At 55.3% G+C, this 25,030-nt stretch carries 24 protein-coding genes and 1 pseudogene; all 25 read left to right on the top strand.

What is annotated here, in order from left to right; all coding sequences use genetic code 11:
- Positions 1-17: 17 nt before the first annotated feature.
- The 25 genes and pseudogenes from trpS to J2Z49_RS03900 all read left to right on the top strand — a co-directional run bounded on the left by trpS (position 18) and on the right by J2Z49_RS03900 (position 24,621).
- The gene (trpS, locus tag J2Z49_RS04020; RefSeq protein ID WP_307400041.1) at positions 18-1,001 is read left to right on the top strand and encodes a tryptophan--tRNA ligase; all 984 of its coding nucleotides are present in this window, start codon (positions 18-20) and stop codon (positions 999-1,001) included.
- A 54-nt stretch (positions 1,002-1,055) separates the two neighbouring features.
- Entirely contained in the window at positions 1,056-1,904 is an 849-nt protein-coding gene (locus J2Z49_RS04015) for a Gmad2 immunoglobulin-like domain-containing protein (protein ID WP_307400039.1), read from the top strand.
- A 303-nt stretch (positions 1,905-2,207) separates the two neighbouring features.
- The gene (locus J2Z49_RS04010) at positions 2,208-2,876 is read left to right on the top strand and encodes a DUF2953 domain-containing protein (protein ID WP_307400037.1); all 669 of its coding nucleotides are present in this window, start codon (positions 2,208-2,210) and stop codon (positions 2,874-2,876) included.
- 1 nt (position 2,877) lies between these two features.
- Positions 2,878-3,339 (top strand): GerW family sporulation protein, encoded by a 462-nt coding sequence (ytfJ, locus tag J2Z49_RS04005; protein WP_307400035.1) that lies wholly within the window; start codon positions 2,878-2,880, stop codon positions 3,337-3,339.
- A gap of 147 nt (positions 3,340-3,486) precedes the next feature.
- Positions 3,487-4,764 carry an FAD-dependent oxidoreductase gene (locus tag J2Z49_RS04000; protein WP_307400081.1) on the top strand — a complete coding sequence of 426 codons (1,278 nt, stop codon included), beginning with the start codon at positions 3,487-3,489 and terminating at the stop codon, positions 4,762-4,764.
- Between the two features lie 105 nt (positions 4,765-4,869).
- Positions 4,870-5,460: a nucleoside recognition domain-containing protein gene (locus tag J2Z49_RS03995; RefSeq protein ID WP_307400033.1), complete on the top strand. Its 591-nt coding sequence runs from the start codon at positions 4,870-4,872 to the stop codon at positions 5,458-5,460.
- Positions 5,461-5,726: 266 nt separating this feature from the next.
- Complete coding sequence (locus J2Z49_RS03990; RefSeq protein ID WP_307400031.1) at positions 5,727-6,731, top strand: M48 family metallopeptidase; 1,005 nt, start codon at positions 5,727-5,729, stop codon at positions 6,729-6,731.
- 27 nt (positions 6,732-6,758) lie between these two features.
- Entirely contained in the window at positions 6,759-7,868 is a 1,110-nt protein-coding gene (locus J2Z49_RS03985; protein ID WP_307400030.1) for an Ig-like domain-containing protein, read from the top strand.
- A complete protein-coding gene (gene nagZ, locus J2Z49_RS03980) occupies positions 7,849-9,180 on the top strand; it encodes a beta-N-acetylhexosaminidase (RefSeq protein ID WP_307400027.1) in 1,332 nt (443 codons plus the stop codon). The genes J2Z49_RS03985 and nagZ overlap by 20 nt, the downstream gene beginning before the upstream one ends.
- A gap of 101 nt (positions 9,181-9,281) precedes the next feature.
- On the top strand, positions 9,282-10,604 hold the full coding sequence (locus J2Z49_RS03975) for a CapA family protein (protein ID WP_307400026.1): 1,323 nt from the start codon (positions 9,282-9,284) through the stop codon (positions 10,602-10,604).
- Positions 10,605-10,993: 389 nt separating this feature from the next.
- Positions 10,994-11,527, top strand: coding sequence for a spore maturation protein (locus tag J2Z49_RS03970; RefSeq protein WP_307400024.1), 534 nt, complete (start codon positions 10,994-10,996; stop codon positions 11,525-11,527).
- A 54-nt stretch (positions 11,528-11,581) separates the two neighbouring features.
- Positions 11,582-12,316, top strand: a complete 735-nt coding sequence (locus J2Z49_RS03965; protein ID WP_307400023.1) for a pseudouridine synthase — start codon at positions 11,582-11,584, stop codon at positions 12,314-12,316.
- Between the two features lie 78 nt (positions 12,317-12,394).
- On the top strand, positions 12,395-12,838 hold the full coding sequence (locus J2Z49_RS03960) for a hypothetical protein (protein ID WP_307400022.1): 444 nt from the start codon (positions 12,395-12,397) through the stop codon (positions 12,836-12,838).
- Between the two features lie 246 nt (positions 12,839-13,084).
- Positions 13,085-13,504 carry a HutP family protein gene (locus J2Z49_RS03955; RefSeq protein WP_307400079.1) on the top strand — a complete coding sequence of 140 codons (420 nt, stop codon included), beginning with the start codon at positions 13,085-13,087 and terminating at the stop codon, positions 13,502-13,504.
- A gap of 67 nt (positions 13,505-13,571) precedes the next feature.
- On the top strand, positions 13,572-13,949 hold the full coding sequence (aroH, locus tag J2Z49_RS03950) for a chorismate mutase (protein ID WP_307400020.1): 378 nt from the start codon (positions 13,572-13,574) through the stop codon (positions 13,947-13,949).
- 475 nt (positions 13,950-14,424) lie between these two features.
- A complete protein-coding gene (locus J2Z49_RS03945) occupies positions 14,425-16,086 on the top strand; it encodes an anthranilate synthase component I family protein (protein ID WP_307400018.1) in 1,662 nt (553 codons plus the stop codon).
- Between the two features lie 5 nt (positions 16,087-16,091).
- Positions 16,092-16,733 (top strand): anthranilate synthase component II, encoded by a 642-nt coding sequence (locus J2Z49_RS03940; RefSeq protein WP_307400015.1) that lies wholly within the window; start codon positions 16,092-16,094, stop codon positions 16,731-16,733.
- Between the two features lie 36 nt (positions 16,734-16,769).
- The gene (gene trpD / locus J2Z49_RS03935; protein ID WP_307400014.1) at positions 16,770-17,804 is read left to right on the top strand and encodes an anthranilate phosphoribosyltransferase; all 1,035 of its coding nucleotides are present in this window, start codon (positions 16,770-16,772) and stop codon (positions 17,802-17,804) included.
- Positions 17,801-18,595 carry an indole-3-glycerol phosphate synthase TrpC gene (gene trpC, locus J2Z49_RS03930; protein WP_307400012.1) on the top strand — a complete coding sequence of 265 codons (795 nt, stop codon included), beginning with the start codon at positions 17,801-17,803 and terminating at the stop codon, positions 18,593-18,595. The genes trpD and trpC overlap by 4 nt, the downstream gene beginning before the upstream one ends.
- Positions 18,589-19,203 carry a phosphoribosylanthranilate isomerase gene (locus tag J2Z49_RS03925; protein ID WP_307400010.1) on the top strand — a complete coding sequence of 205 codons (615 nt, stop codon included), beginning with the start codon at positions 18,589-18,591 and terminating at the stop codon, positions 19,201-19,203. Before trpC ends, J2Z49_RS03925 begins: the two co-directional genes overlap by 7 nt.
- A gap of 25 nt (positions 19,204-19,228) precedes the next feature.
- Positions 19,229-20,419, top strand: coding sequence for a tryptophan synthase subunit beta (trpB, locus tag J2Z49_RS03920; RefSeq protein WP_307400009.1), 1,191 nt, complete (start codon positions 19,229-19,231; stop codon positions 20,417-20,419).
- Positions 20,420-20,422: 3 nt separating this feature from the next.
- Positions 20,423-21,229, top strand: a complete 807-nt coding sequence (gene trpA / locus J2Z49_RS03915; RefSeq protein ID WP_307400007.1) for a tryptophan synthase subunit alpha — start codon at positions 20,423-20,425, stop codon at positions 21,227-21,229.
- A gap of 18 nt (positions 21,230-21,247) precedes the next feature.
- Positions 21,248-22,081 (top strand): annotated as a pseudogene (gene aroF, locus J2Z49_RS03910) (3-deoxy-7-phosphoheptulonate synthase); the annotation flags it as partial.
- A gap of 418 nt (positions 22,082-22,499) precedes the next feature.
- Positions 22,500-23,534: a 3-deoxy-7-phosphoheptulonate synthase gene (gene aroF, locus J2Z49_RS03905; RefSeq protein WP_307400005.1), complete on the top strand. Its 1,035-nt coding sequence runs from the start codon at positions 22,500-22,502 to the stop codon at positions 23,532-23,534.
- Positions 23,527-24,621 carry a prephenate dehydrogenase gene (locus J2Z49_RS03900; RefSeq protein WP_307400003.1) on the top strand — a complete coding sequence of 365 codons (1,095 nt, stop codon included), beginning with the start codon at positions 23,527-23,529 and terminating at the stop codon, positions 24,619-24,621. Before aroF (J2Z49_RS03905) ends, J2Z49_RS03900 begins: the two co-directional genes overlap by 8 nt.
- Positions 24,622-25,030 lie beyond the last annotated feature (409 nt).

Genomic DNA, 25,030 nt, shown 5'->3' with positions numbered 1-25,030 from the left:
AAGGAGATACCATACCAATGCCTGCACAAAGAATTCTAAGCGGCATGCGTCCCACCGGCCGGTTGCACATCGGCCACCTGAGCGTGCTGGAGAACTGGATTGAACTGCAGAAGGACAACCAGTGCTTCTTTTTTGCCGCCGACTGGCACGCCCTGACCACGGCTTTTGAACATACCGCCGGAATCAAAGACAATGTCCGGGAAATGATCGCCGACTGGCTGGCTGTAGGTCTTGATCCGGAAAAAAGCGTGATCTTCGTCCAGTCGGATGTCCCCGAAACGGCAGAGTTACACCTGCTCTTTTCCATGATTATTCCCCTGGGCTGGCTGGAAAGGGTGCCCACATACAAGGATCAGGTGCAGCAGTTCAAACAACAGGGCAGGGATATTATGACCTACGGTTTCCTGGGCTACCCTGTTTTGCAGGCTGCGGATATTTTGCTTTACCGGGCCGATGCCGTGCCCGTGGGCGAGGACCAGCTTCCCCACCTGGAACTGTGCCGGGAACTGGCCCGGCGGTTCAACCACCTTTACCGTCCCATTTTCCCGGAACCGCAGGCCAAACTGTCCCGTGTGGCCGTTCTTCCCGGCGTGGACGGCCGCAAGATGAGCAAAAGTTACGCCAACGATATAGGCCTGATGGCCGGGCTGGATGAAATCAGGGGGCGGGTAAACGCCATGATTACCGACCCGGCCCGCATTCGCAAAACCGATCCCGGCCACCCGGAGGTATGCGTGGTGCACAAGTACCACGGCATTTATACCGGCCACCGGATGGCCGAAATCGAGGAGGACTGCCGGGCAGGCCGGGTGGGCTGTGTGGCCTGTAAAAAGTTGCTGGCTGAATCCCTGGAGGCCGTGCTGGCTCCTTTGCGGGAGCGGCGACGCCAGATAACCAGCCGTCCCGGCTATGTCGAAGAGGTGCTTGCCGAAGGCGCCCGGCGGGCCCGGGCAGAAGCGGCAAGAACCATGGCCATGGTGCGGGAGGCCATGCAAATCTAGATGCATGATTTCCCCCTATCCGGTAAACAATGTTGCCGAAAGGGGGAATTTAATTTGCGCAGGTCACTTTTGATTACTGTCTCTCTGCTTTTGGTTTGGGGCATGGCCGGTTGCACCGTTGCCAGAAAACCGGCTCCGCCGGCTCAACCCCGGACCGTGGTTATTCCCGAAACTACCCGGGTTTCCTTTGAGCAAACGGACCTGGCCAAGGCACCGGACGAGATCAAGGATGTGGCCAAAGCCCTGGAAAACACCGATGCCAGCACCTGGGTGCGGGCGGGGAATGACCTTTACCTGCTGTTCAGCATGAGTCCCCGTAACAGGGAGTACAGGGCGGAAGTCACTGAAATCCGCCAGCGCAATCCCAGGGCGAACTTCAGCTGGCTGGATGTGCAGGCCAGATACACCAGGCACGATCCGGGGCAAACGGCCTCCAACGCTCCCGTTTTTACTGTTGTGCGGGTGGGCCGGTTGGACCGGCCGGTAAGTGGCGTGGCTTTTCAATATACCCGGGAGAAGGGTCGCGGGCCTGGCCAGATGCCGGCTGCCGGGCCGCAGCCCGCTGCAAAACCTGCTCCGGCTGGTTCCCCGGAAACGACCCCCCGGGTGGAGGGGGAAGCAAGCATAGATGAACCCGCCCCGGGCCGGGAAATCACCAGCCCGGTAAAGGTAGTGGGCCGGGCCAGGCATTCCGCCGGAGAGGTGCGGATTCGTCTGGTTGATGAAGGGGGCATGATCCTATCGGAAAAAACCATTGCTGTTGGACGGGAGAGTTTCACCGATTTCGAAACTTACCTTAGCTATGGGCCTCCCTCTTCCCCCAGGAAGGGCTTTGTGGAAATAGTAGCCCCGGCCCGGGGCAAGGAGCAAAGCCTGGCCCGGGTACCGGTAACCCTCAAATAATCATCCTGGAGTAGAAGTCTGCCGGTGGCCGGAAAGTGCATGTTTAACTTCCCGGCCATTTTCCTTTGCGTTGGATGCGGCCCAGCACTCACTAAAACACGAGTCCGCTCCTGGTGTTTCAAGTTCAATTGATACATCCGGTCTTAGAAAGACCTGATATCCCAGTGAGTGCTGGGCGGGTGCTGTTACCGGCGCTTCACAAGTCGTTCGCTCCGGACAGCGCCGCATCCTCGTCAAAACGGTTTTACTGTATATTCACTCCTTCGCATACATTTGAAGGCCGGCGGGAAAATATGACCGGTGGTGTTTGGTGTGTGGTTGTGGTGGCTGATTTTAATTTTCTTTTTCCTGTTTTGTGTTCTCGTTATGGTACCCCTGAACCTGGAGCTGTATTACCGCCGCCGGGGACAGGACCATTGCCTGTCCCTGGTGGTCAGCACCTGGTTCGATATTAAATACCAGCTTATACCCCGGGAGCGCCCGCCAAAACCGGCCCCCGGGTCCAAGGCGGTAATGAAGGAACCACGGGGTGTTTTGCCGGAAAAAGAGAAAAAGAACCCTGCCGGTGAAACTTTAAAGCTGTTCCGCCGCCTGATCAGCTATATCCATTTAGGGCAAAAAGTATGGCCTGCCCTGGAGTTTCTCCTGCACCGTACCGAACTCCGCCGGTTTGAATGGCGAACCCTTGTCGGCCTGCCCGACGCCGCCCATACCGGCATGGCTGTGGGAGGGCTGTGGTCCATTAAAGGAGCTGTTCTGGCGGCCCTTTACCGGCTGGTCAGCAAAAAATCCGTCCTGCCCGAAGTAGCCGTGGTGCCTCACTTCACCGGCTCATCCTTCGGGCTTTTGATTCACTGCATATTTACCATCCGGTTGGGCCATATTATGGTTACGGCAGTGAAGCTGGCTTTCGTATTCATCCGCGATGGTTTGAGAAAGGCCTTGCCTTTTACTAGACTCCTCAAGGGGTGAGATGCAGGTGCCGGAACATCCAATTGAAGGTTTAATGAAAACGGCCATGGAAAGCATCAAGGAAATGGTGAATGTGAACGTGGTGGTGGGCGACCCCGTGGAAACAGCCGATGGAACAGTAATCATACCCGTCTCCCGGGTGGCCTGTGGCTTTGGCGCCGGCGGAGGGGAACTGGAACTGGAAGCCCAGGGCCGGCAGGCCCACGACGGTGAGCAGCTCCCGTTTTTTGGTGGAGGCAGCGGGGCAGGGGTATCGGTCCAGCCGGTGGGATTTCTGGTGGTGGGACAGGGCCAGGTCCGCCTTTTGCCCGTGGATGGCAATGCCGTAATTGACCGCCTTATCGACCTGGCTCCCCAGTTGGTTTCCCAGATACAATCCATGTTTAAACGGGAACACAACCGCAACCAGGTGCCCATGTCTCCTCCACCGCCGCCCCCCGGAGCAACCATTCCGCCGATGTGACGCAACCATTGGGGCGTCAAAACGTAAAAGTCCGTCCGAGAAAGGCGGGCTTTTTTTGTGTCCTCAACCGTTTGCCCCTGATCAATGACCTTTTGCTTGCCTTCGGAATATACTGGCAAAAATGAACACAAGGTGGGGGTGCGGGAAATGGTTATCGTCGTCGGCGGCGGTTGGGCGGGATGTGCGGCAGCCTTTGCAGCGGCTCAGGCCGGCGCGCGGGTCATCCTGATGGAGAAGACCGATATGCTCCTGGGTACCGGCCTGGTAGGTGGAATAATGCGTAACAACGGCCGTTTTACGGCCCTGGAAGAAGTATGGGCCATGGGAGCCGGTGACTTCCTGCGGCATATCGAGGGCGTGGCCAGGCACCGCTGGCTGGATTTTCCCGGCCACCGCCACGCAACCCTTTACGATGTGACCAGAATTGAACCGGTAATACGCCGGGCTCTTTTGGATATGGGCATTGATGTACAGCTGCAGAAAAGGGTGATAGGGGTCTTCAAAAGGGACCGCATTATTACCGGGGTCTACACGGCCCAGGGGAATAACATCCCCGGGGATGTGTTCATTGATACCACTGGCACTGCCGGTCCAATTAAGAATTGCTCCCGGTACGGTTCCGGGTGCGCCATGTGCATATTACGCTGTCCAGCCTTCGGCCCCCGGGTAAGCCTGACAGCCAGAGCAGGCATTGAAGAAATCAGGGCCGGTGACGGGTTCCCCCATTTTGAGGCCATGAGCGGCTCCTGTAAACTGGACAAAAAGTCCCTGGCTCCATGGCTGGTGGAAAGGCTGGAAAGGGAAGGCAAGGTGGTGCTCCCCCTGCCCGAACATCTTCAGAAACACGAGTTGCTGGCCAAAAAGGCCTGCCAGCAATATAACCTGGAAGAATTCGCCCGCAACCTGGTCTTGCTGGATACAGGTCACGCCAAGCTGATGACACCCTATTTCCCCCTGGAAGTGTTACGGAACCTGGAGGGTTTCCAGCAGGCCCGTTATGCCGACCCCTATTCCGGCAGCAAAGGAAACTCCATCCGGTTTATGGCCATTGCCCCCTGTAATGATGCCCTGCAGGTGGAAGGTGTAGAAAATCTTTTCTGTGCGGGCGAAAAAACCGGGCTGCTGGTTGGGCATACCGAAGCTATTGCCACCGGGTTTTTGGCTGGATACAATGCGGTCCGCTATCTTGCCGGCAAAAAACCCCTTTTCCTGCCCGGTGACCTGGCTACCGGAGACATCATTGCTTTCATGCACCGGGAAATGAAAACACCCGGGGGGCTGAAGAAAAAATATACCTTTTCCGGTTCGGTCTACTTCCAGCGCATGCAGGAGCGGGGATTATATACCACTGACGTCCAGGCCATCCGGGAGCGGGTGGCCCGGCTGGGTTTGCTTGACATTTATAGGGAAAAACTCTTACGGTAGATATATTTCCACTGGAGGAAACATTAACCCGACCGGTTCTATTCCCCGGCCTCCCCTCATAAAACTGAAAAATAAAGAGCAGAGGTTTTTTCGGGGGTGACAGGAATGGTCAACTATATCTGGCTGGGGATGATTGTCTTTGGCATTCTGGTGGCCGGGGCCAACGGGCAGGTAGAGGTGGTGACCAGGGCGGCCCTGGAAGGGGCGGATAAAGCGGTAAAAACCTCTTTAAATCTTATTGCCATAATCACCTTCTGGCTGGGCATTATGAAGCTGGCCGAAGCCGCCGGATTGGTGCGCGCCCTGGCCCGCCTGGTCAGGCCCGTAACCAGGTTTCTTTTCCCCGGCGTTCCGGCCAACCATCCAGCCATGGGTGCCATTATCATGAACCTGAGCGCCAACATTCTGGGGCTTGGTAATGCCGCTACCCCCATGGGTCTCATAGCCATGCAGGAGCTGCAAAAATTAAACCGGGGCGATCCCAGAACGGCCACCGGCGCCATGTGTACCTTCCTGGCCCTCAATACCTCTTGCATTACCCTCATTCCCACCACCATCATCGGTATCCGGGTGATGTACGGCTCTACCGATCCCACGGCTATCGTGGGGACAACCATCTTTGCCACGGCCTGCGGAATGACCGTGGCCGTAATTATGGACCGGATGCTGCGTATTTTCTACGGTCGCCAGGAGTGATCCGCCGTGTATGAACTGATTAACGAAATTTCCTGCTGGGCAATCCCGACAACAGCACGAAAATTTTAAGCCGGGTATGGTTGAATGCCCGGTTTTTTGCTTCCAAAATTATCTGCAAAGGGAGGGAAATCCTAATTTTTTACCGAAAATACTTGAAAAAAAGGAGGTGCTGGTCTAGTGGTTGCGGGAACTCTTTTACATATGACCCTACTTCCCCAAGGAAATTAACATGCAGGCCAATCCTTTTTGCAAAGGAGAGAAAGACCATGTTAAATCTTTCTGCCTTGCGGCACGAAAAAGAAGCGCTGTATCTGACCATCGGCAGCATAGTAGGGGGAGTTGTCTGGCTTGGCCTTGTTATTTGGTGGCTTATAGGTGTAATCTTGTCATTCGGTGTTATGTTATTTGGTACAATTTTTTACTTGATTATTTTGACATTTGTTTACTGGCTCACAGGACAGTATTTTAAGGCGCAAGTTTTCGGCAATGCCGTCAGGGTAAGCAAAGAGCAGTTCCCCAAAGTGGCTGAAATAGTAGAAGAAATTGCCAGGGAACTCAATTTAACTGAAGTTCCCGACGTGTTTGTTTTAAGCGGCCAGGGAGCTTTAAATGCGCTGGCCATAAGGTTTTTGTCCGGGAGATACGTCTTACTTTACGGCGAGTTGGTTGATTTAATATTAAGAAGAAGCGCTTACGAAGAACTTAAAATGATCATCGGCCACGAACTGGCCCACCATGCCTTAGGCCACGTGAGTATTTGGAAGAACTTTTTGTTATTTCCTTCCAGATTGATTCCCTTCCTGGGGGCCGCCTACAGCCGGGCCTGCGAGCTCAGCGCCGACCGGGTAGGAATGATCCTGGCCGGGAACAGCAAAGCCGCGGGAAGGGCCCTTCTCGCCCTGACCCTGGGGAGCGAAGCGCTGGCTGCTGCAGTTGACCCGGAAGCCTTTACCGCCCAGGAAAAATTTGTGCCTCCGGTTATGGGTTTCATTTACGAGCTCTACGCCACCCACCCCCGGATGACCAGAAGGATTATTGAATTAAAAGAATACGAAAGGCGCCTTGCTTTAACTCCTGGCCTGGTTTCCGGTCCGGTTTATCCAACCCTGGCGGGAGCACCGGGAAAAGCTGCTTCCCAGACGTTTACCCCGCCGGTTGAGCCGTTAAAAGAGATTGCCGCCGGCAAAGAAGAGAGTTTCTGCCCGGATTGCGGCCATGAGTTTTCTCCCGGCGACCTTTTTTGCCAGAACTGCGGCCGGAAGCGGAGCTAACCGACTTCTGAAGAGGGGTGTCAAGAGGTGAATAAATGTCCCCACTGCAGTTTTGAAATTACCGGGGAAGGGGCCAGATTTTGCCCGCGGTGCGGAGGAGCGCTTCTTCCTGAAGGGGCTACCGAAGCAAAGCAACCAGCAGAAGAAAAGAAAACCGGGGACGCAGCCAGGATAGGAGAAGCCTTTGGGTATTGTCCCCACTGCCAGGCTCCCTTAACCAGGCCCGGCCAGAAATTTTGCGGCCGCTGCGGGCAAAAAATCCTGCCGGAGGCGGAGACTGAAAAACCAGGCAGATCTCAAAAAGTCGCCTCTTTTCAAAAGCCACCTTTGCCTGCCCACCCTGCGGTTTTACAAAGCCGCAGGGCTCCGTGGATTATCCTCGCCTTCATAGTCATCATCCTGCTTGCAGGCGGGGGTTTTGCCTGGGGGTATTTCCAGGGTTATTTCCTTGATACCAGACCTCCCCAGGTCATGATTACCTCCCCGGCCGGCGACAAACAAGTTGTTCTTCTGCCGGGAAAATCAGCCCAGGAAAGCATTGAGATTGCTGCCAGCGACAACCGCAGGTTAAAAAAGGTAGAGTTATTTTTAAATGGCGCTCTGGTTAAGCAGTTTGAAAAAGGTGAACCTTTTGTTTATAAATGGTCAACAAAAGAAGAGGGGGAGTATACCTTCCAAGCATTTGCCTACGACAACTGCGGTAATAAAAGCAACTCCGGCCCGGTGGTCATCACTGCGGCGAAGGTGGAAGTGGAACGGGTTGCGGGTGGAGTGGCCGATCTCGCCGGGGAAATAAAGAGGATAGAAATGGCTATCTACGGCCATTACGAAAACATTCCTGACAATCTTGCTTTGGCATACAGCTACTTTTCCACAAGATACCAGAGCAAAGTGCCTTTAGAAAACTGGGTTAAAGGCTTTCCCCATACTATTTCCGATACCGTGGACAGGGTAAAAGTTACTTATCTTTCTCCTTTCCAGGCCACGGCAGAAATTAACCTGACCTCAAAAGACAATACCGGGGAAGGGAAAATTTTAATCAGGGAATGGGCCGGAAAATGGCAGCTGGTAAAGGAGTGGGGGGAGTGGAAGTTAGATGAGCCGCAGATTAAAAAAGTTGCCGAGTATTACGAATAAGTTAATCTTTCTGGCTGTCATTATTCTCCTTCTGACAGCCCTGGTTTACTCTAAAGAGATTAAAGATAAGGCGCTGGCCGGTTTGGCTTATGTTAAAGAAGCTCCCATCCTGCAGTATCCTCCCGCCCCAAACGTGCTTAAGGAAAACAGCAGTTCCGGGGGCAAAGAAAATCCGCTCTTGATGAGAGAAGTAGAAGAAATAATTAACTCCCTGGAGCCGGAAGAAATGGTGGGGCAGCTCTTAGTGGTTGGTTTTAACGGGAAAGAGCCGGATTATTACATCAGCCGGATGATTAACCTAAGACATATCGGGGGAGTTATTCTTTTTACCCGCAACATAGAAAATCCTCTTCAGGTAGCCAGGCTCACCAACCAGCTGCAAAACATGGCTCAGACCAACGGTGATCTTCCCCTGTTTATTGCTGTTGACCAGGAGGGCGGGGAGGTAAACCGCTTTAAAACAGGACTTACAGCTTTTCCCGCTCCTTTTGAGCTGGGCAGGCTGGCTTCCCCCCGGGCAGCAGAACTGGCCGCCCGGGATGTAGCAGAAGAGCTAAAAGCCACCGGCATAAACGTAAACCTGGCCCCGGTGATTGACGTGGCTTCTGAAAAAAGCCTCATGGCCCGCCGCTCTTACGGCAACGACCCGCAACAGGTGGCTTTACTGGGGGCTGCCGCCGTTGCCGGGGCAAAAAAAGGAGGGGTAATTCCCTGCGTCAAGCACTTTCCCGGCCTGGGGCGGATCCTTGTCGATCCCCACGAAAAACCGGCAGAAATAAAAGCTGACTTTGCCACCCTTTACCAGAATGACTGGCTTCCCTTTCGCCAGGCCATCAAAGAAAACGTGGAAATGATTATGGTCAGCCATGCCCGTTATCCGGCCCTGGATGCCCGGAACCCGGCTTCCTTATCTTTTTTCATCCAGACGGTAATTTTAAGAGAAATGCTGGGCTACCAGGGTTTAATCATCACCGATGATTTGGAAATGGGGGCCGTAAACAAGGAAAATTCCACCGGCCAACTGGCTGTTCGGGCGGTAAAGGCAGGGGCCGATCTGCTCCTGATCTGCCACACCCCGGAAAAACAAAAGGAAGCTTATGACGCTCTGCTGGCCGCCGTGCGAAGAGGGGAAATAGACGAGCAGCGCTTAAAAGAATCCTTGCGGCGGATTATTGCTTTAAAGCTAAAATATAAACTAAAGGAAAGCAGCCAGGTTGATTTAACCAGGGTAACAGCCCGGGTTAATACTCACGCGCACCGGCAGGACGCAGCAAAAATAAGAACCGCAATAACAAACTTTATTTCAGATTAAGGGCCATGATAATTGTGATCGCAACTCACGGGTGAAAATAGCTTATTTTCCTTTCTAAAAAAATATTAAGGTGGTGAATAAAAATTTATAAGGGATACCTTATGGCGGTTAACAATGCAATAAAAATATTAATAATCTTCTTTTCCATACTTATATTGCCAGGCATCTCCCTGGCCGAATCAGAAATAACCATAAAATTAAATAACCGGGTTGTCTTTTCTGACGCTGCCCCCTTTATAGAAGGCGGCCGGGTACTGGTTCCCTTGCAGGTAATCGGCGAAGCAGCTGGCGCCGAAGTTAAATGGAATGGACAAAGGGCCACGTTAACAAAAGAACAAATAACTATAGAAGTAATCCCGGGCTCAAAAGTTATCTGGGCCGGGGGCAGAGTATTTTGCCTTGATGTTCCTGCCCGGATGAAAAATGGGCGGCTTTTTGTGCCCTTACGTTTTATCAGTGAGTTTTTAGGCGGGGAAGTAAAATTCCAAAACAAAACAGTAGAGATAAAATATCCGGCTAGTCAAGAACAAGAAATTACTTTAAACTTTGCCGGCGATACCACCCTGGCCTGGTTTTTTGAAGAATTTGTAAAAGACAATTTTGACTATCCCTTTGCCCTTTTCCCATCTTTTAAGCAGGCGGACATAACCATGCTCAACCTGGAAAACCCTGTTACCACCAGAGGTAAAAAGGTGCCCAAGCAATTTAACTTCCGCATGAATCCTAAATATATTCAGGTGCTTTTAAAGGGAGGGGTGGATATTGTCAATCTGGCCAACAACCATGTTGGCGACTACGGTCCGCAGGGTATTCTTGATACTTTGAATTTTCTTGATGCCGCCGGCATAAAGCATGTAGGGGCAGGAGAAAATCTCAAGGCAGCCAGAAATCCGGTGATTTTTTCTTTAAAGCAAAAGAAAATTGGTTTTTTGGGCTATTTTGGCGGTAAAGATTACGCGGCTACAACCAGTAAGCCGGGCACCAGCCCCTGTTATGAACAGTACATCATAGAGGATATTAAAAAATTAAAACAAAAAGCCGATGTGGTGGTGGTAAACTTTCACTGGGGAGTGGAAAGAGCTCATTACCCTGAACCCTACCAGATCCGTCTTGCTCATCAAGCAATTGATGCCGGGGCCGATTTAATCATTGGCCACCACCCCCACGTTTTACAAGGAATAGAAAGATATAAAAACGGCGTGATTGTCTATTCCCTGGGCAACTTTATTTTTGGCGGAAATAGCAGGCGTGAACACGACACCTTTGTATTTCAACTGATTATCAAAGGAGAACAAAAACAATATGCCCTTATACCCGTCAGGGTAAAAAACTGGCAGCCTTACTGGTTAGACAGTGAAGAAGGGGAAGGGGTGATTTCCTCTATTCAGATTTACTCTAAATACTTTCCAGATTCTTTGCTATAAAAATATGGGATAATAGTGTAATAAAAAGGGCTTTTCTGTCGCGGCCGGAGGTGCCCGCCAGGAGAACTTCAGGATCTACGGCGCTTACGGATATCTGTTTTTAACCTCCACAGCTTCCAGGCAAACATTAAAAACCCCTACGCCAACCCTGTTCTTGCCGTAATTAAATCTTCCGATAATTTACGCTGCCAGCTTACTTCCACAAGGGTTGGCTTTCTAAGGCAGTTCTATCTTGTCCACTTCTTTCATAGAACTAAAGCGAAGAGGGATAACGGAGCCTTTATTTGTAAATTAGTAAATTAAGCAAGAACTACGCAGCAATCCTGTGATCGTGAAGAATCTCTTGAAATGGTGAGGACATAATCTGTTTATAAACGGTGGTGGGTGCTTTGTACGAAATAATTGCTGAAATCTCCCGCTGGGCAATCCCGCTGACTTTGCTCCTGGTACCCCTGGTTGCCATGTTAAGGGGTGTTTCCGTTTTTGAAACCTTTGTGGAAGGGGCGGCGGAAGGCTTTACCACGGCCGTCAAAACCATCCCCTATCTCGTAGCCATGCTGGTGGCCATCAGTATTTTCAGGGCTTCCGGGGCCATGGAAGTCCTGGTGCACGCCCTTTCCCCCATCCTCGACCCCCTGGGTTTTCCTCCCGAGGTGCTGCCCCACGCAGTGATGCGCCCGCTGTCCGGCGGCGCCGCCCTGGGGATCGCCACGGATCTCATTGCCACCCACGGGCCGGACAGTTTTATCGGCCGCCTGGTTTCCACCATGCAGGGAAGCACCGACACCACCTTTTATGTCCTGACCCTCTATTTCGGCTCCGTGGGGATAACCCGCTACCGCTACGCCATCATCTCCGGTCTGGCCGCTGATCTCACCAGCCTGGTGGCCTCGGTGTTTATTGTCAACCAGTTGTTCAGGTGAGGTAAACCCCCCTGAATCTTTCGCCCTGTTTTGTGGTAAAATGCTCCTGGGGTGATGCCCATGGAGCGCCTGCAGAAAGTGATGGCCCGGGCCGGGGTGGCCTCGCGAAGGCATTGCGAGGAACTGATTGCTGCCGGCATGGTTAAAGTAAACGGGCAGGTGGTGACCAGGCTGGGAACCCGGGTGGATCCCGAAAAGGACACTATCGAAGTGGCCGGCCGTGTTTTGCCCCGCCAACCGCAAGAGAAAGTGTATATTTTGCTGAACAAACCCCGGGGCTATGTGACCACGGTTAAGGACCCCCAGGGCAGGCCCAAGGTAATGGACCTGCTGCGGGGGATAAAGTTACGGGTATATCCTGTAGGACGGCTTGATTACGACAGTGAGGGATTACTTTTGCTGACCAATGACGGGGAGCTGGCCTTTGCCCTTACCCATCCCCGTCACCAGGTACCAAAGACCTATCTGGTGCTGGTAAAGGGCCTCCCCGGCAATGACAAACTTGACCGCATGGCCGGCGGCCTTGTACTGGAAGACGGCCCTACAGCGCCGGCTAAAGTACGCCTGGTGGGGAAGAAAAACGGCAATGCCTTTCTGGAAATCACCATCCACGAAGGTAAAAAGCGCCTGGTACGAAGGATGTGCGCCCATATCGGCCATCCCGTGCTTCGATTAAAAAGAATTCGTATCGGTTCCCTCACCCTGAAGGGACTCAAGCCCGGCCGGTACCGCTTTTTAACCCGGGAGGAGATCCGGCAGTTACGGCAGGCGGCAGGACTCGGGATATAATGTACCATTCGGCAGGAATTTCCCGGCCCCCAGCGAAATAACAAAAAATGCGTATTTTTTTTGCTGGGGGGTGAAGTTTTGGAAGACCTCACCACCGGGATCAAAGCTAAAGTGAGGTTGGATTTTAAAGGAGTAGGGCGACCCGGCCGTCTTTTTTTTGGCGGTAAATCAACCGATAAGGCTGCAGAAGAAGCCCGGGAGCAGCAGCTGGCCTTACTGCGCAACGTACCCATACAGGGTATACACATTGAGGACGTGGATTTAAGTCTGGATGTTTATACTGTCTACGACGACGTAAACAACCAGGAAGTTGCCTATGCCCCGGTGGTTTTACAGTTAACCGCCGATACCCTTGAAGATCTGGTTCGTTTTGTCGCCCGGGATGAATTTCGCAAAATCGAAATTATTGCCCCCGGTGCCTTATCATTAAACAAGTATGAAATAGAAAGGCTTATGTTTCGCATTTTCGAAGAGTTTAAAAGCTACCGCCAGCATTTGGAACGCAAGTACAACGTGAAGTGATTTTCTTCAGAAAGCACGAGAACCACTTTACGGCTTTGATGTTACCATTGAAGGAAAAAAGCCACCGGGCCACCGGGGGAAGCCGCGGGGGCCCCGTCCGGTGCGGGGAAGGGAGCGAACCGAAAGCCGACGTCAGCTGAAAGTGAAGATGCTGCAGGTTTACGCCTTGTTGTTTTTTTGCCCTGGTTGTCCTATAATGTTTTTACCAGCGGTCCAGGTGTCATGGCCCTAATGGAGGTGGGCAGGATGTTCTCGCCGGGAAGCAGGCAGGTGGCCCGGGCAGCCCTGACCATGGCTTTGAGCGAGGACAGGGAGCAGGAGCGGGAGTTAAAGTCCCGTTTTGCCCGGGAGGGTTTCAAAACAGCAGCCGTGGATTATGGTGGTGATTTTATCTCTTCGGTAAACAAGATTACCGAGCGGGCGGTGGTAGCCGCCAAGCGGGAAGGCGTGATCAGGGAAGTCCACGCCGAAGAAGGAGCAGTGGCCGGAGCAACCCGGGAGGCCCTCTCCCAGATCATGCCCAAGGCCATCGGTTTAAACGTAGGGGGCAAAATAGGTATTGCCCGGTACCAGGATCATATCAGTGTTGCCGTTTTCTTTGGGGTAGGACTTTTACACCTGGATGAAGTGGCTGTAGGGCTGGGGCACAGGGCGGTTTCTTCTTAATTAAAATAATAATCGCGTTTAAAATGTCATGTAATTGCAGTTATCTTATTATCAGGAGGATGGCAGGATGGCAAAAACATACGTACGGGGTATCCGGGGAGCCATAACGGTAGAACGGAATACGGCTGAGGATATCATTCAGGCCACGGGAGAACTGTTGCAGGCCATTATGGCGGAAAACGATCTTGACCCCGAGGACATTGCCAGTGCCTTTTTTACCGTTACTGCCGATCTTAATGCTGAATTTCCGGCTACGGCAGCCCGGGAACTGCTGGGGTGGAAATACGTACCCCTTTTATGTGCCCGGGAGATTGATGTGCCGGGGCGCCTGCCCCGGTGCATAAGGGTACTGGTTCACGTGAACACAACCCGCTCCCAGCGGGAAATCAAGCACGTTTATCTGCGGGAAGCTGCGCAACTGCGCACCGATTTACTTCCCCAGTAAGGGCACCGTAAAGAATATAAGGTGCCCATGACGCATTCAACGCCACCAGAAGAGGATAAAATGGCCGCCGTTTGCACGAGGCGAGCGACCTTGACCCAGCACTCACTGCAACCAGAGCTCTGTGGAATCAATGATTACCAACTACGTACAGCTTCAATTCCTACGCAGATACCTGTATCCGGTGAGTGCTGGGGAACGGAGCGAGTGCGTGCAAACGGCGGGCGAGTATATCTTTCAGTACAGAGTTACCTGATGAATCTTGATACGGACTCGGGGAAATTGACCCCTTGACAAAACATGTTCTTCGTGGTAAGGTACCCTTAGCTAAATATGGTGCTAGGTTTTTAGCCGAGTTAGCAGAGCTGAGTTTAGGGGAGCTTCAGTTGAGGCGTGGCGAGTCTTTGTGCGGGTGTGGACTGCCGGCGCTCATTGGAGCGCCGGTTTTTTGCTTTTAGGGCAAGGGGGGGTTTTAAGTTTGATTTTTCCCTCGGAAGAAGAATACTTGCAGTTGGCCTGCCATTACCGGCTGGTACCCGTGAGTGCCGAATGGGAGGCGGATATGGAAACACCCATTTCCCTTTTTTCCCGGCTGGCCACCGAAGGACCTTCCTTTCTTCTGGAAAGTGTGGAGGGTGGTGAAAAGCTGGCCCGCTACTCCTTTATTGGTTTTGATCCCCTGGCCGTGTACTGCCAGAAGGACGGTCTGGGGGAGATTATCCTTGGGGCAAAAAATTCTTCCGGTCTGCTTGATGCCATTAAGTCAGTTGGAAGAGAATGTATAATAGCATACCGTCCGGAGATGGGGTCGTTGTTATCCAACGGTACAGGCGGAATTATATCAGGTGGTTCAGGATACAGGTATTATCTGGAAGGAAACCCCTTTGTCATTGTTGAGCAACTGATGAGCCATTTGCGAGGTCCCCACCTGCCGGAGTTGCCCCGCTTTTACGGCGGTGCAGTGGGCTACTTTGGCTACGACCTGGTGCGCTGGCTGGAGAGGTTGCCCCTGGCGGCCACGGATGACCTGGGATTGCCCGACATGATCCTGCTTTTAACCGGCACCGTGCTCATTCTGGATCACCTGCGCCACACCTTGAGGGTGGTGGTGAACACACAGCCCGGACCAGAACCTCAAACCGCCTACCTCCAGGCAATAAAAACTATTGAAAAAATATACCGGTTAATTAACGGTTCCCCTGCCAGCAGGAACACTGCCGGTGGGCCGGGACCGGGTGGGAAATTAAACTCGCATCAATTTCAACAAAGGGCCGTTAATGAATATTCCTCAACGAACAGAGATGCAAACTCCATTATAAGCACCAACCTGACCAGGGGGGAATTTGTATCCCTGGTGCAAAAGGCCAAGGAATATATCAGGCAGGGGGAAATCCTGCAGGTGGTTCTTTCCCAGCGTTTGCAGGTACCCTTTAACGGAGATCCCTTCCAGGTTTACCGGCGGCTGCGCCGCATTAACCCCTCCCCCTACCTGTATTACCTGAACCTGGGGCAAGTAGTAATGGCCGGTTCTTCACCGGAGATGCTGGTACGCGTGGAAGGCGATACGGTAGAAACCCGGCCCATTGCGGGCACACGCCCCCGGGGAGCTACCGTTGCAGAAGATGAAACGCTGGCGGCGGAGTTGCTGGCCGATCCCAAGGAGCGGGCGGAACACGTAATGCTGGTGGACCTGGGGCGCAACGACCTGGGCCGGGTATGCACCCCGGGGAGCGTAACCGTGCCCCAGTTCATGAGCGTCGAGAAATATTCCCACGTCATGCATCTCGTTTCATCGGTACGGGGCGTTCTGGCCCGCAATGCGTCGGCCTTTGATGCTTTTAAGGCCTGTTTTCCGGCCGGTACGGTTTCCGGAGCACCCAAAGTACGGGCCATGGAGATTATCGAAGAGCTGGAACCCTTACGCCGCGGTCCATACGCCGGTGCCGTGGGTTACCTGGGGTATAACGGCAACCTGGATACAGCCATCACTATCCGCACCGTCACTTTTTACAGGGGTTCTGCTTACGTGCAGGCGGGGGCGGGCATTGTGGCCGATTCCGTACCGGAAAGGGAGTACCAGGAAACCCTGAACAAAGCCCGGGCACTGCTGCAAACCCTTGGCCTGGAAAATGAGGGGTGAGAACAATGTTTGCTGCACCGGTAAGGCTCGAACAGTTCAGGCTAACGGCAGGTGAAAAGGTGAAGCTGCTGATGATCGACAACTATGACTCCTTTACTTATAACCTGGTGCAGTATTTTGGGGAACTCGGGGTACCCGTCGAGGTAAGGCGTAACGATCAGATCACCCTGGATAAAATCAGAGCCTTAAACCCCACCCACGTGGTCATTTCCCCCGGTCCCGGAAACCCCGACGGGGCGGGGATTTCCCTGGCGCTGGTGAAAAACCTGGCCGGGAAAGTACCTATCCTGGGGGTGTGCCTGGGCCACCAGACCGTAGGCCAGGCCTTTGGCGGCCGCGTTGTTCAGGCTCATCAGTTGATGCACGGCAAAACCTCAGCCATCCATCACGACGGCCGGACCATTTTTCACGGGTTGCCCTCCCCTTTCACGGCTACCCGCTATCATTCCCTGGTGGTGGATAAGCATCACTTACCCGATTGCCTTGAGGTAAGTGCCTGGACGGTGGAAGGGGAAATCATGGGTTTACGCCACCGGGAATTTACCGTTGAAGGAGTGCAATTCCATCCTGAATCCATCCTTACGGAATACGGGCGGGATTTGCTGGCCAACTTCCTGCGGTGCCGGGGTGGCCGGTGGACCGCCTGAAGCGATTTAACTTTAGCTGAGGGGAGACGAGTGAAGATGATCAAAGAAGCCATCAGCCGGGCAGTGGCCGGGCAAAGTCTGACCGAAAAAGAGGCGGAACAGGTAATGGATGAAATCATGACCGGGCAGGCGAGCCCGGCACAGATTGCCGCGCTGCTCACTGCCATGCGTTTTAAAGGGGAAACAATAGAAGAAATTACCGGCTTCGCCCGGTCCATGCGCCGTCACGCCACGCCGGTTCGTTCCAGACACCCCTTGCTGGTGGACACCTGCGGCACGGGGGGAGACGGGGCCAACACCTTTAACATTTCCACCATCGCCGCCTTCGTGCTGGCCGGGGCAGGGGTTCCGGTAGCAAAACACGGCAACCGTTCCGTATCCAGCCGCTGCGGGTCTGCCGACGTGCTGGAAGCACTGGGGGTAAATCTGGAGTTATCTCCCGCGGACCTGGAGGAGTGCCTGGACAGGGTAGGAATGGCCTTCCTTTTTGCCCCGGTTCTGCATAAAGCCATGAAGCATGCGGCGGGACCCCGGCGGGAAATAGGCATTCGCACGGTCTTTAACGTCCTTGGCCCCTTAACCAATCCTGCCGGAGCAAAAGCCCAGATTATAGGGGTGTACAGTGCGGAACTGGTACCCGTTATCGCCCGGGTACTGGCCCGGCTGGGGACCAGGCGGGCCTTTGTAGTGCACGGAGCGGGGGGGCTGGACGAAATCTCCCCGGCCGGCCCGGCAGTGGTGGCCGAAGTGCGGGAAGAAGAAATCAGGGAATATTCCCTGGATCCGGCCGATTACGGTTTTTCTTACGTTCCCGTGGAGGCCCTGGCCGGGGGCAGCCCGGAACACAATGCGGCCCTGGCCAGGGAAATACTCCGGGGAGCTCCCGGTCCCTGCCGGGATACCGTGCTCCTTAATGCCGCTCTGGGCCTGGTGGCTGCCGGCAAGGCCGGGGATCTGGCCGGGGGTCTGGCCCTGGCCGCCGCCAGTATTGACAGCGGTGCGGCTGCAGGAAAGCTTGACGAACTGGTGGCTTTCACCCGCCGGTCCGGCAGGCAGGTGGTCAGCCTTTGATCCTGGAGAAAATTATTGCCCACAAACACCGGGAGATTCAATCCCGCCGGGAAATGCGCCCCCTTTCCCGGTTAATTGACAGGGTCCAGGCGCTTGGACCCACCAGGCCCCTGGGCAGTTTCTTGCGCCGGCCCGGGAAAGTGACCCTCATAGCCGAGATCAAGCGGGCATCACCATCTAAAGGCTGGCTGGTAAAAGGCATGAAACCGGTAGAAACAGCCCGGATTTATACCCGGGCCGGTGCCGCGGCCATTTCCATACTTACCGATAACCGCTTTTTCCGGGGGCATCGCGCGTTCCTGCCCCTGGTGCGCCGGGAAAGCCCGTTGCCTCTTTTGTGCAAGGACTTTATCATCGACCCTTATCAAATATACGAAGCCCGCTGCCTGGGGGCAGATGCCGTCCTGCTTATTGTCGCGGCGCTCAATGACCGGCAGTTGACCACCTTTCAAGCACTGGCCGGTGAGCTGGGCATGAGCTGCCTGGTGGAAGTGCACACTGCAGAAGAACTGGAGCGCGCTCGGGCATCTGGAGCCACCATCATCGGCATTAACAACCGGAACCTGCACACATTTTCCACGGATCTCAGCACTACCTTCCGCCTGCGGGAGAAAATCACCGACCCCGGAGTGGTGGTGGTCAGCGAAAGTGGCATTAATTCCAGAGAGGATATGCTGGCCCTGGCCCGCTGCCGGGTGGATGCGGCCCTGGTGGGAGAGGCCCTGGTGAGAGCCGGTGATGTAGAACGAAAGGTGAAAGAACTGCTGGGGGAAGGTATCGTTCCATGGTAAGGGTAAAAATCTGCGGCATCACTGATATTTCCAGCGCCCTGGCGGCCGCTGAAGCGGGAGCGGATGCCCTCGGTTTTGTCTTTGCTCCCAGTCCCCGGCGCATTACCCCGTCCCAGGCCTGCCGGATTTGCAGAGAATTGCCGCCTTTCATCACCCGGGTGGGAGTATTTGTAGATGCTCCGCTGGAAGAAGTGCGGGCCGTGGCGGAATACTGCGGGCTGGACGCGATCCAGCTGCACGGCTGCGAATCCCCGGACTACTGCCGCGCCCTGGGCCGCAGGGTGATCAAGGCCTTCCGGGTTGGTGATGAAATCGACCCGGTAGAGTTGTCCGGTCATCCGGCAGATGCCATATTGCTTGATACCTTTGTGGCCGGTCAAAGGGGGGGCACCGGGCGGCCCTTTGACTGGCAGCTGGCCGCCGGTTTAAAGCTTTCCCGTCCCCTCATCCTGGCAGGCGGTCTAACGCCGGAGAATGTCGGCCGGGCCGTAGTTACAGTGCAGCCCTACGGGGTGGACGTCAGCAGCGGAGTGGAAAAGGACGGGCAGCCGGGAAAAAAAGACCCGGACAAAATCCGCCGCTTTATTGCCGCAGCCAAAGGCCTTTAACAGTATATACAAGGGGGAAAAACACATGCCTTTACCGGATGAACGGGGCTACTTTGGATCCTTTGGAGGCCGTTACGTGCCGGAAACCCTTATGCCGGCCCTGGAAGAACTGACCGCGGCCTACCAGGAAGCCCACCGGGACCCGTCCTTCTGGCAGGAGCTGGAATATTATCTGCAGCAATACGTGGGACGGCCCTCACCATTGTATTTTGCCCGCCGTCTGAGTGAACACTGCCGGGGGGCCAGGATTTATCTCAAGAGGGAAGACCTCAACCACACCGGTGCCCACAAGATAAATAATACCATTGGCCAGATTCTCCTGGCCCGGCGTATGGGTAAGAAGCGGATTATTGCCGAAACGGGTGCCGGCCAGCACGGGGTGGCCACAGCTACCGCCGCTGCGCTGTTCGGCATGGAATGTGCCGTATACATGGGCGAAGAGGATATGGCCCGTCAGGCCCTGAACGTCTTCCGCATGCGCATCCTGGGTGCCACGGTGGTTGGTGTGACGGCGGGGAGCCGTACCCTGAAGGATGCCATGAACGAAGCCATGCGGGATTGGGTGACCAATGTCGATACCACTTATTACCTGATCGGGTCGGTAGCAGGCCCCCATCCCTATCCCGTGATGGTGCGGGATTTCCAGCGCGTGATTGGGGTGGAGACCCGCCGGCAGGTGCAGGAGCAAACCGGGAGGCTGCCCGATGTAATCGTGGCCTGCGTGGGCGGGGGTAGCAATGCCATGGGCATATTCCACCCTTTCCTTGAAGACAGGGAAGTAAAACTGGTCGGGGTGGAAGCAGCGGGCTGCGGGTTGGATACCGGTAAACACGCCGCCACCCTTAACCGGGGCCGACCGGGTATTCTGCACGGCTCGAAAAGCTACGTCCTGCAGGATGAAGATGGCCAGATCAACCTGGCCCACTCCATTTCCGCCGGGCTGGATTATCCCGGTGTGGGTCCCGAGCACAGCTATTTGAAAGAAACGGGCAGGGTTGTCTATACTGCCGTAACCGATGAGGAGGCCCTGGAAGCCTTTCAACTGCTCTGCCGCACCGAGGGAATCATTCCGGCCCTGGAAAGTGCCCATGCCCTGGCCCAGGCAGTGAAGATGGCCGGGGAAATGCCTCAAGAAGCCATCATCGTGGTAAACCTTTCCGGCCGGGGGGACAAGGATGTGCAAACTGTAGCCCGCGCCCTGGGAGGGGAGGGCTAAAATATGAAAGGAAACCGTATCACCCAACGTTTTTCCGCCCTGGCTCAAGAAGGGAAAAAGGGGTTGATCACCTATATTACCGCCGGGGACCCGGATCTGGATACAACCGCCAGGCTGGTCAGAACCATGGCAGAGGCCGGGGCCGACCTGGTGGAAGTGGGCATCCCCTTTTCGGATCCTGTAGCCGACGGCCCGGTTATCCAGAAGGCCTCCGCCCGGGCCCTGGCCAATGGCGTGCGGGTTAGGGACATCATCCGCACGTGCGCCGGTATCCGGCAAAACACAGGTGTTCCTTTAATCCTGATGACCTACTACAATCCCGTTTACCAGTATGGTTTGGAAGATTTTGCCCGGGACGCCGCCGGGGCCGGGATAGACGGCCTGATCGTGCCCGACCTGCCCTTTGAAGAGAGCGGAGAATTGCTGGGGCATACCGATCATTACGGACTCGCCCTCATACCCCTGGTGGCTCCTACCACCACCGAAAAAAGGCTGGCCGCCATGGCTCCCGCGGCCCGGGGCTTTGTCTACTGCGTTTCGGTTACCGGAGTAACCGGTGCCCGGGAGGAGATCCACACCGACCTGGCGAAATTCATGCGGAGGGTGCGCCGGCACATACAGCTTCCCTGCGCCATTGGCTTCGGCATTGCCGGCCCGGTGCAGGCTGCCGCGGTGGCACCGTACTGTGATGCCATGGTGGTGGGCAGCGCCATCGTCGACCTGGTGGCCCGGGCGGGTACGGGTGATCCCGCTCCGGCGGTGGCCGCCCTGGTTAAGGATATCAAGTCTGCTATCGAAAAGTGTGCCTGATGTTCAAAGGTTGTTAAGGAGGTACGCACCTTGCCTGCCTATGAACTGGCTGGCCGGGAACACCAGCCGCAAAACACGGTGATTGATCTAAAAACCTGCCGCCTCGGAGACGGCCAGGTAGTAATTATTGCCGGCCCCTGTGCCGTAGAGAGTGAAGAGCAGATGCTGGGGCTGGCCAGGACCCTCAAGGAGATGGGGGTACATATCTTGAGGGGCGGGGCTTTTAAACCCCGCACCTCTCCCTATTCCTTCAGGGGACTGGGAGAAGAAGGCCTGCGTATTCTGGCCCGGGCCCGGGAACTGACCGGTCTGCCCGTGGTCACCGAGGTCACCGACGTGCGCTACCTGGACATGGTCTTGAAATACACCGATATTCTCCAGATCGGCAGCCGCAATATGCAAAACTTCGACCTGTTGCGGGAAGTCGGGCGGGTTCAGCATCCCGTGCTGCTCAAAAGAGGGTTCGCCGCCACCATCGAGGAGTGGCTGCTGGCTGCGGAATATATTCTGGCCGGGGGCAACCACAGGGTGATCCTGTGCGAGCGTGGCATCCGCACCTTTGAAACCTATACCCGGAACACCCTGGATATAAACGCCATCCCTGCCGTTAAGGAGCTTTCCCACCTGCCTGTAATTGCCGATCCCAGCCACGGCACGGGACGCCGCTCCCTGGTGGCCCCGGTGGCCCGGGCGGCGGTAGCGGCGGGAGCCGACGGGTTAATGCTGGAAGTCCATCCCTGCCCTCAAGAGGCACTTTCCGACGGCCCCCAGTCTCTGCTCCCCGAACAACTGGGGCGGCTTATGGCAGAGCTGCGCCCCCTGGCTGAAAGCCTCGGACGCAGGCTGTCCTAAAAAAACAGAGCTACCATAACTTACAGCGGATAAGATGGCCGCTGTTTTGCACGAAGCGAGCGACCGTAACCGGGTTCTCTGATAGTAATACTGCTAACTATATGTGGCTTAGTTGCTGCGCAAATGCCTGGAACCGGTGAGTGCTGGGTGAGTGCTGGGGAACGTAGCGAGCGCGTGCAAAACGGCAGGCGAGTACAGAGTTACCTGCACAATTTTGAAACGAACACCACTATAAAAGGCGTTGCCAGCAATGGTGACACATGCTAAGATAAAATTGTGTTATGGTTGCAGGATGGTAGTACGGTAGGGGAGGGATGGTCTATGTATTTTTGGCCCTGCGGGCACCTCCTTAAAAGGGTGCCCTGTTTGGTTTTACGGGTAAAATAACGGCAGTACGGACAGTACGGGAGGTAAAAAAATGATTATCGTCATGCAAAAGGAAGCAACCGGGGAGCAGGTAGAAGCGGTAATAGCGCGGCTCAAAAAAAACGGCTTTGAAACACACCTCTCCCAGGGGGTAGAGCGGACCATCATCGGGATCATTGGCGACCGCACCCGCCTGGAGGACATGGCCCTGGAAGCCATGCCCGGCGTGGAAAAGGTAATGCCGGTGCTCCAACCATACAAGCTGGCCAGCCGGGCCTTTCATCCGGAAGACAGCGTGGTCATGGTGGGGGATCTGGCCATCGGAGGGGAAGAGATCCATGTGATGGCCGGACCCTGTGCGGTGGAAAGCCGGGAACAGTTGCTGGAGGCGGCCCGGCAGGTGAAAGCCGCCGGGGCTACCATTTTACGAGGGGGGGCTTATAAGCCCCGTACTTCCCCCTATTCCTTTCAGGGGCTGGAAGAGGAGGGTTTGAAGCTTCTGGCCGAAGCCCGGGAACTAACCGGGTTAAAAATAGTCACGGAAGTAATGGATGTACGCACCCTGCCCCTGGTGGCGGAATACGCCGACATTTTGCAAATCGGTGCCCGGAACATGCAAAATTTCTTCCTCCTGCGGGAAGTAGCCCGGGTCGATAAACCTGTTCTTTTAAAACGCGGCCTTTCATGCACCATTGAAGAGTGGCTGATGGCGGCAGAATACATTATGTCCGGGGGCAACCATCGGGTGATCCTGTGCGAGCGGGGCATCCGCACCTTTGAAAACTACACCCGCAACACTCTGGATCTTACCGCCGTGCCGGTGGTCAAATACTTAAGCCACCTGCCGGTGGTGGTAGACCCCAGCCACGGCGTCGGTAAATGGCGGTTTGTGCCCACCATGGCCCGGGCGGCGGTCGCCGCCGGTGCCGATGGCCTGCTGGTCGAGGTGCACCCCAACCCGGCGGAAGCCCTGTGCGACGGCCCGCAGTCTTTAACCCCGGAAAATTTTGCCCACATGATGAAGGAATTACACAGTGTAGCCCGGGCCGTAAACCGCCATCTGGCCGGGGGATCTGCTAATGTTTAACCGGGTGACCATCATCGGCGTGGGTTTAATAGGCGGCTCTCTGGGGCTGGCCTTGCGCCGCCGCTCCCTGGCCCGCCGGGTGGTAGGGGTGGATAAAAACCCGGAAAACCTTCGCCTGGCCCGGGAATCAGGGGCCATACACGAAGCGTCGTTTGATGCCGCGGAAGCGGTATCCGGATCGGAACTGGTCATCCTGGCCACACCGGTGGGTGAAACCCTGTCCGTCCTGACCCGGCTGAAATCACGTCTTTCGCCGGGTACGGTGGTCACCGATGTGGGCAGCACCAAGGCGGTAGTCTGCACCCGGGCGGCGGAAATAATGCCCCCGGGAGCCTGGTTTGTGGGCGGCCACCCCATGGCTGGCTCGGAATATACGGGCATGGCCGGGGCGGATCCCTACCTTTTTGAAAACGCCTTTTACATCATCACCCCCCTCCCGGACACGCCTCCGCCGGCCCTGGAACGGGTAAGGGCACTGGCCGCCGGGGTGGGAGCTCAGGTGGTGGAAATGACCCCTGCAGAACACGACCGGGCCGTGGCTGCCGTCAGCCACCTGCCCCACCTGGTGGCGGTGGCCCTGGTGAATACCCTGGTGGATTTGCCGGGGGGAGAAGCATTTCTCCCCCTGGGTGCCGGGGGGTTCCGGGACACCACCCGGGTGGCCGCCGGCAATCCCCTGATGTGGCGGGATATTTTTCTCTCGAACACACCGGCCGTTGCCGGGGTGCTGGCCGTCTTTCGCCGGCAACTGGATCAACTGGAAGAAGTAATCAAAAATGGTGACGGCGAAAAAATCCTCGCCCTTTTAGAACGGGCCAGCCGGGTGCGTAAAAAAGTCCCCGCCCGCATGCGGGGATATCTGGGGGCCATGCATGAAATAGTGGTAGGGGTTCCCGACCGCCCGGGTATGATTGCTAAAATAGCCGGCCTCTTAGGAGATGCGGGCATCAACATTAGCGACATCGAAATCCTCCGGGTGCGGGAGGGGGAAGGGGGCTCCATACGCCTGGCCTTCGCCACCGCCACCGAACAGGACGAAGCAGCGAATATCTTGAGACAGGCCGGCTACCAGGTAGTCAAGAGGTAAAAAGTAATGGCAAATATTTCAGTAAAACCGTTGTGACAAGGATGCGGCGCTGTCCGGAGCGAACGACTTGCGAAGCGCCGGTAACAGCACCCGGCGAAGCAAGGCTACCGGCTGGCTCTCGAGGACGCATGATGAACTACCGGGAAGAGAACTTTCAAGGTACAAATACCGTCGTGGGTGACGGCCGTCGCTAAGGAGCGACTTGCGGAGGGCCGGTAACGAAACACGGCGCAGTCGAGGCTAGCGAACCGGCAGCGCGAATCGCGCTGGTAAAAGTGACGGTAGATAGAACAAGGAACTTAAACTATAGTATTACGTTGAGTACAAAACTATCAAGCGCATATGCAGCGCTGCCAGGTTCGCTCCGAGACAAGCCGATGTTTCGTCGGCCCGGAGCACTGGAGCGACG

The organism is Desulfofundulus luciae, assembly GCF_030813795.1.
GTDB classification, from domain to species: Bacteria; Bacillota; Desulfotomaculia; order Desulfotomaculales; family Desulfovirgulaceae; genus Desulfofundulus; species Desulfofundulus luciae.
Note: the sequence above shows the minus strand (reverse complement) of the source record. Positions and strands in the feature narration are given on the sequence as shown.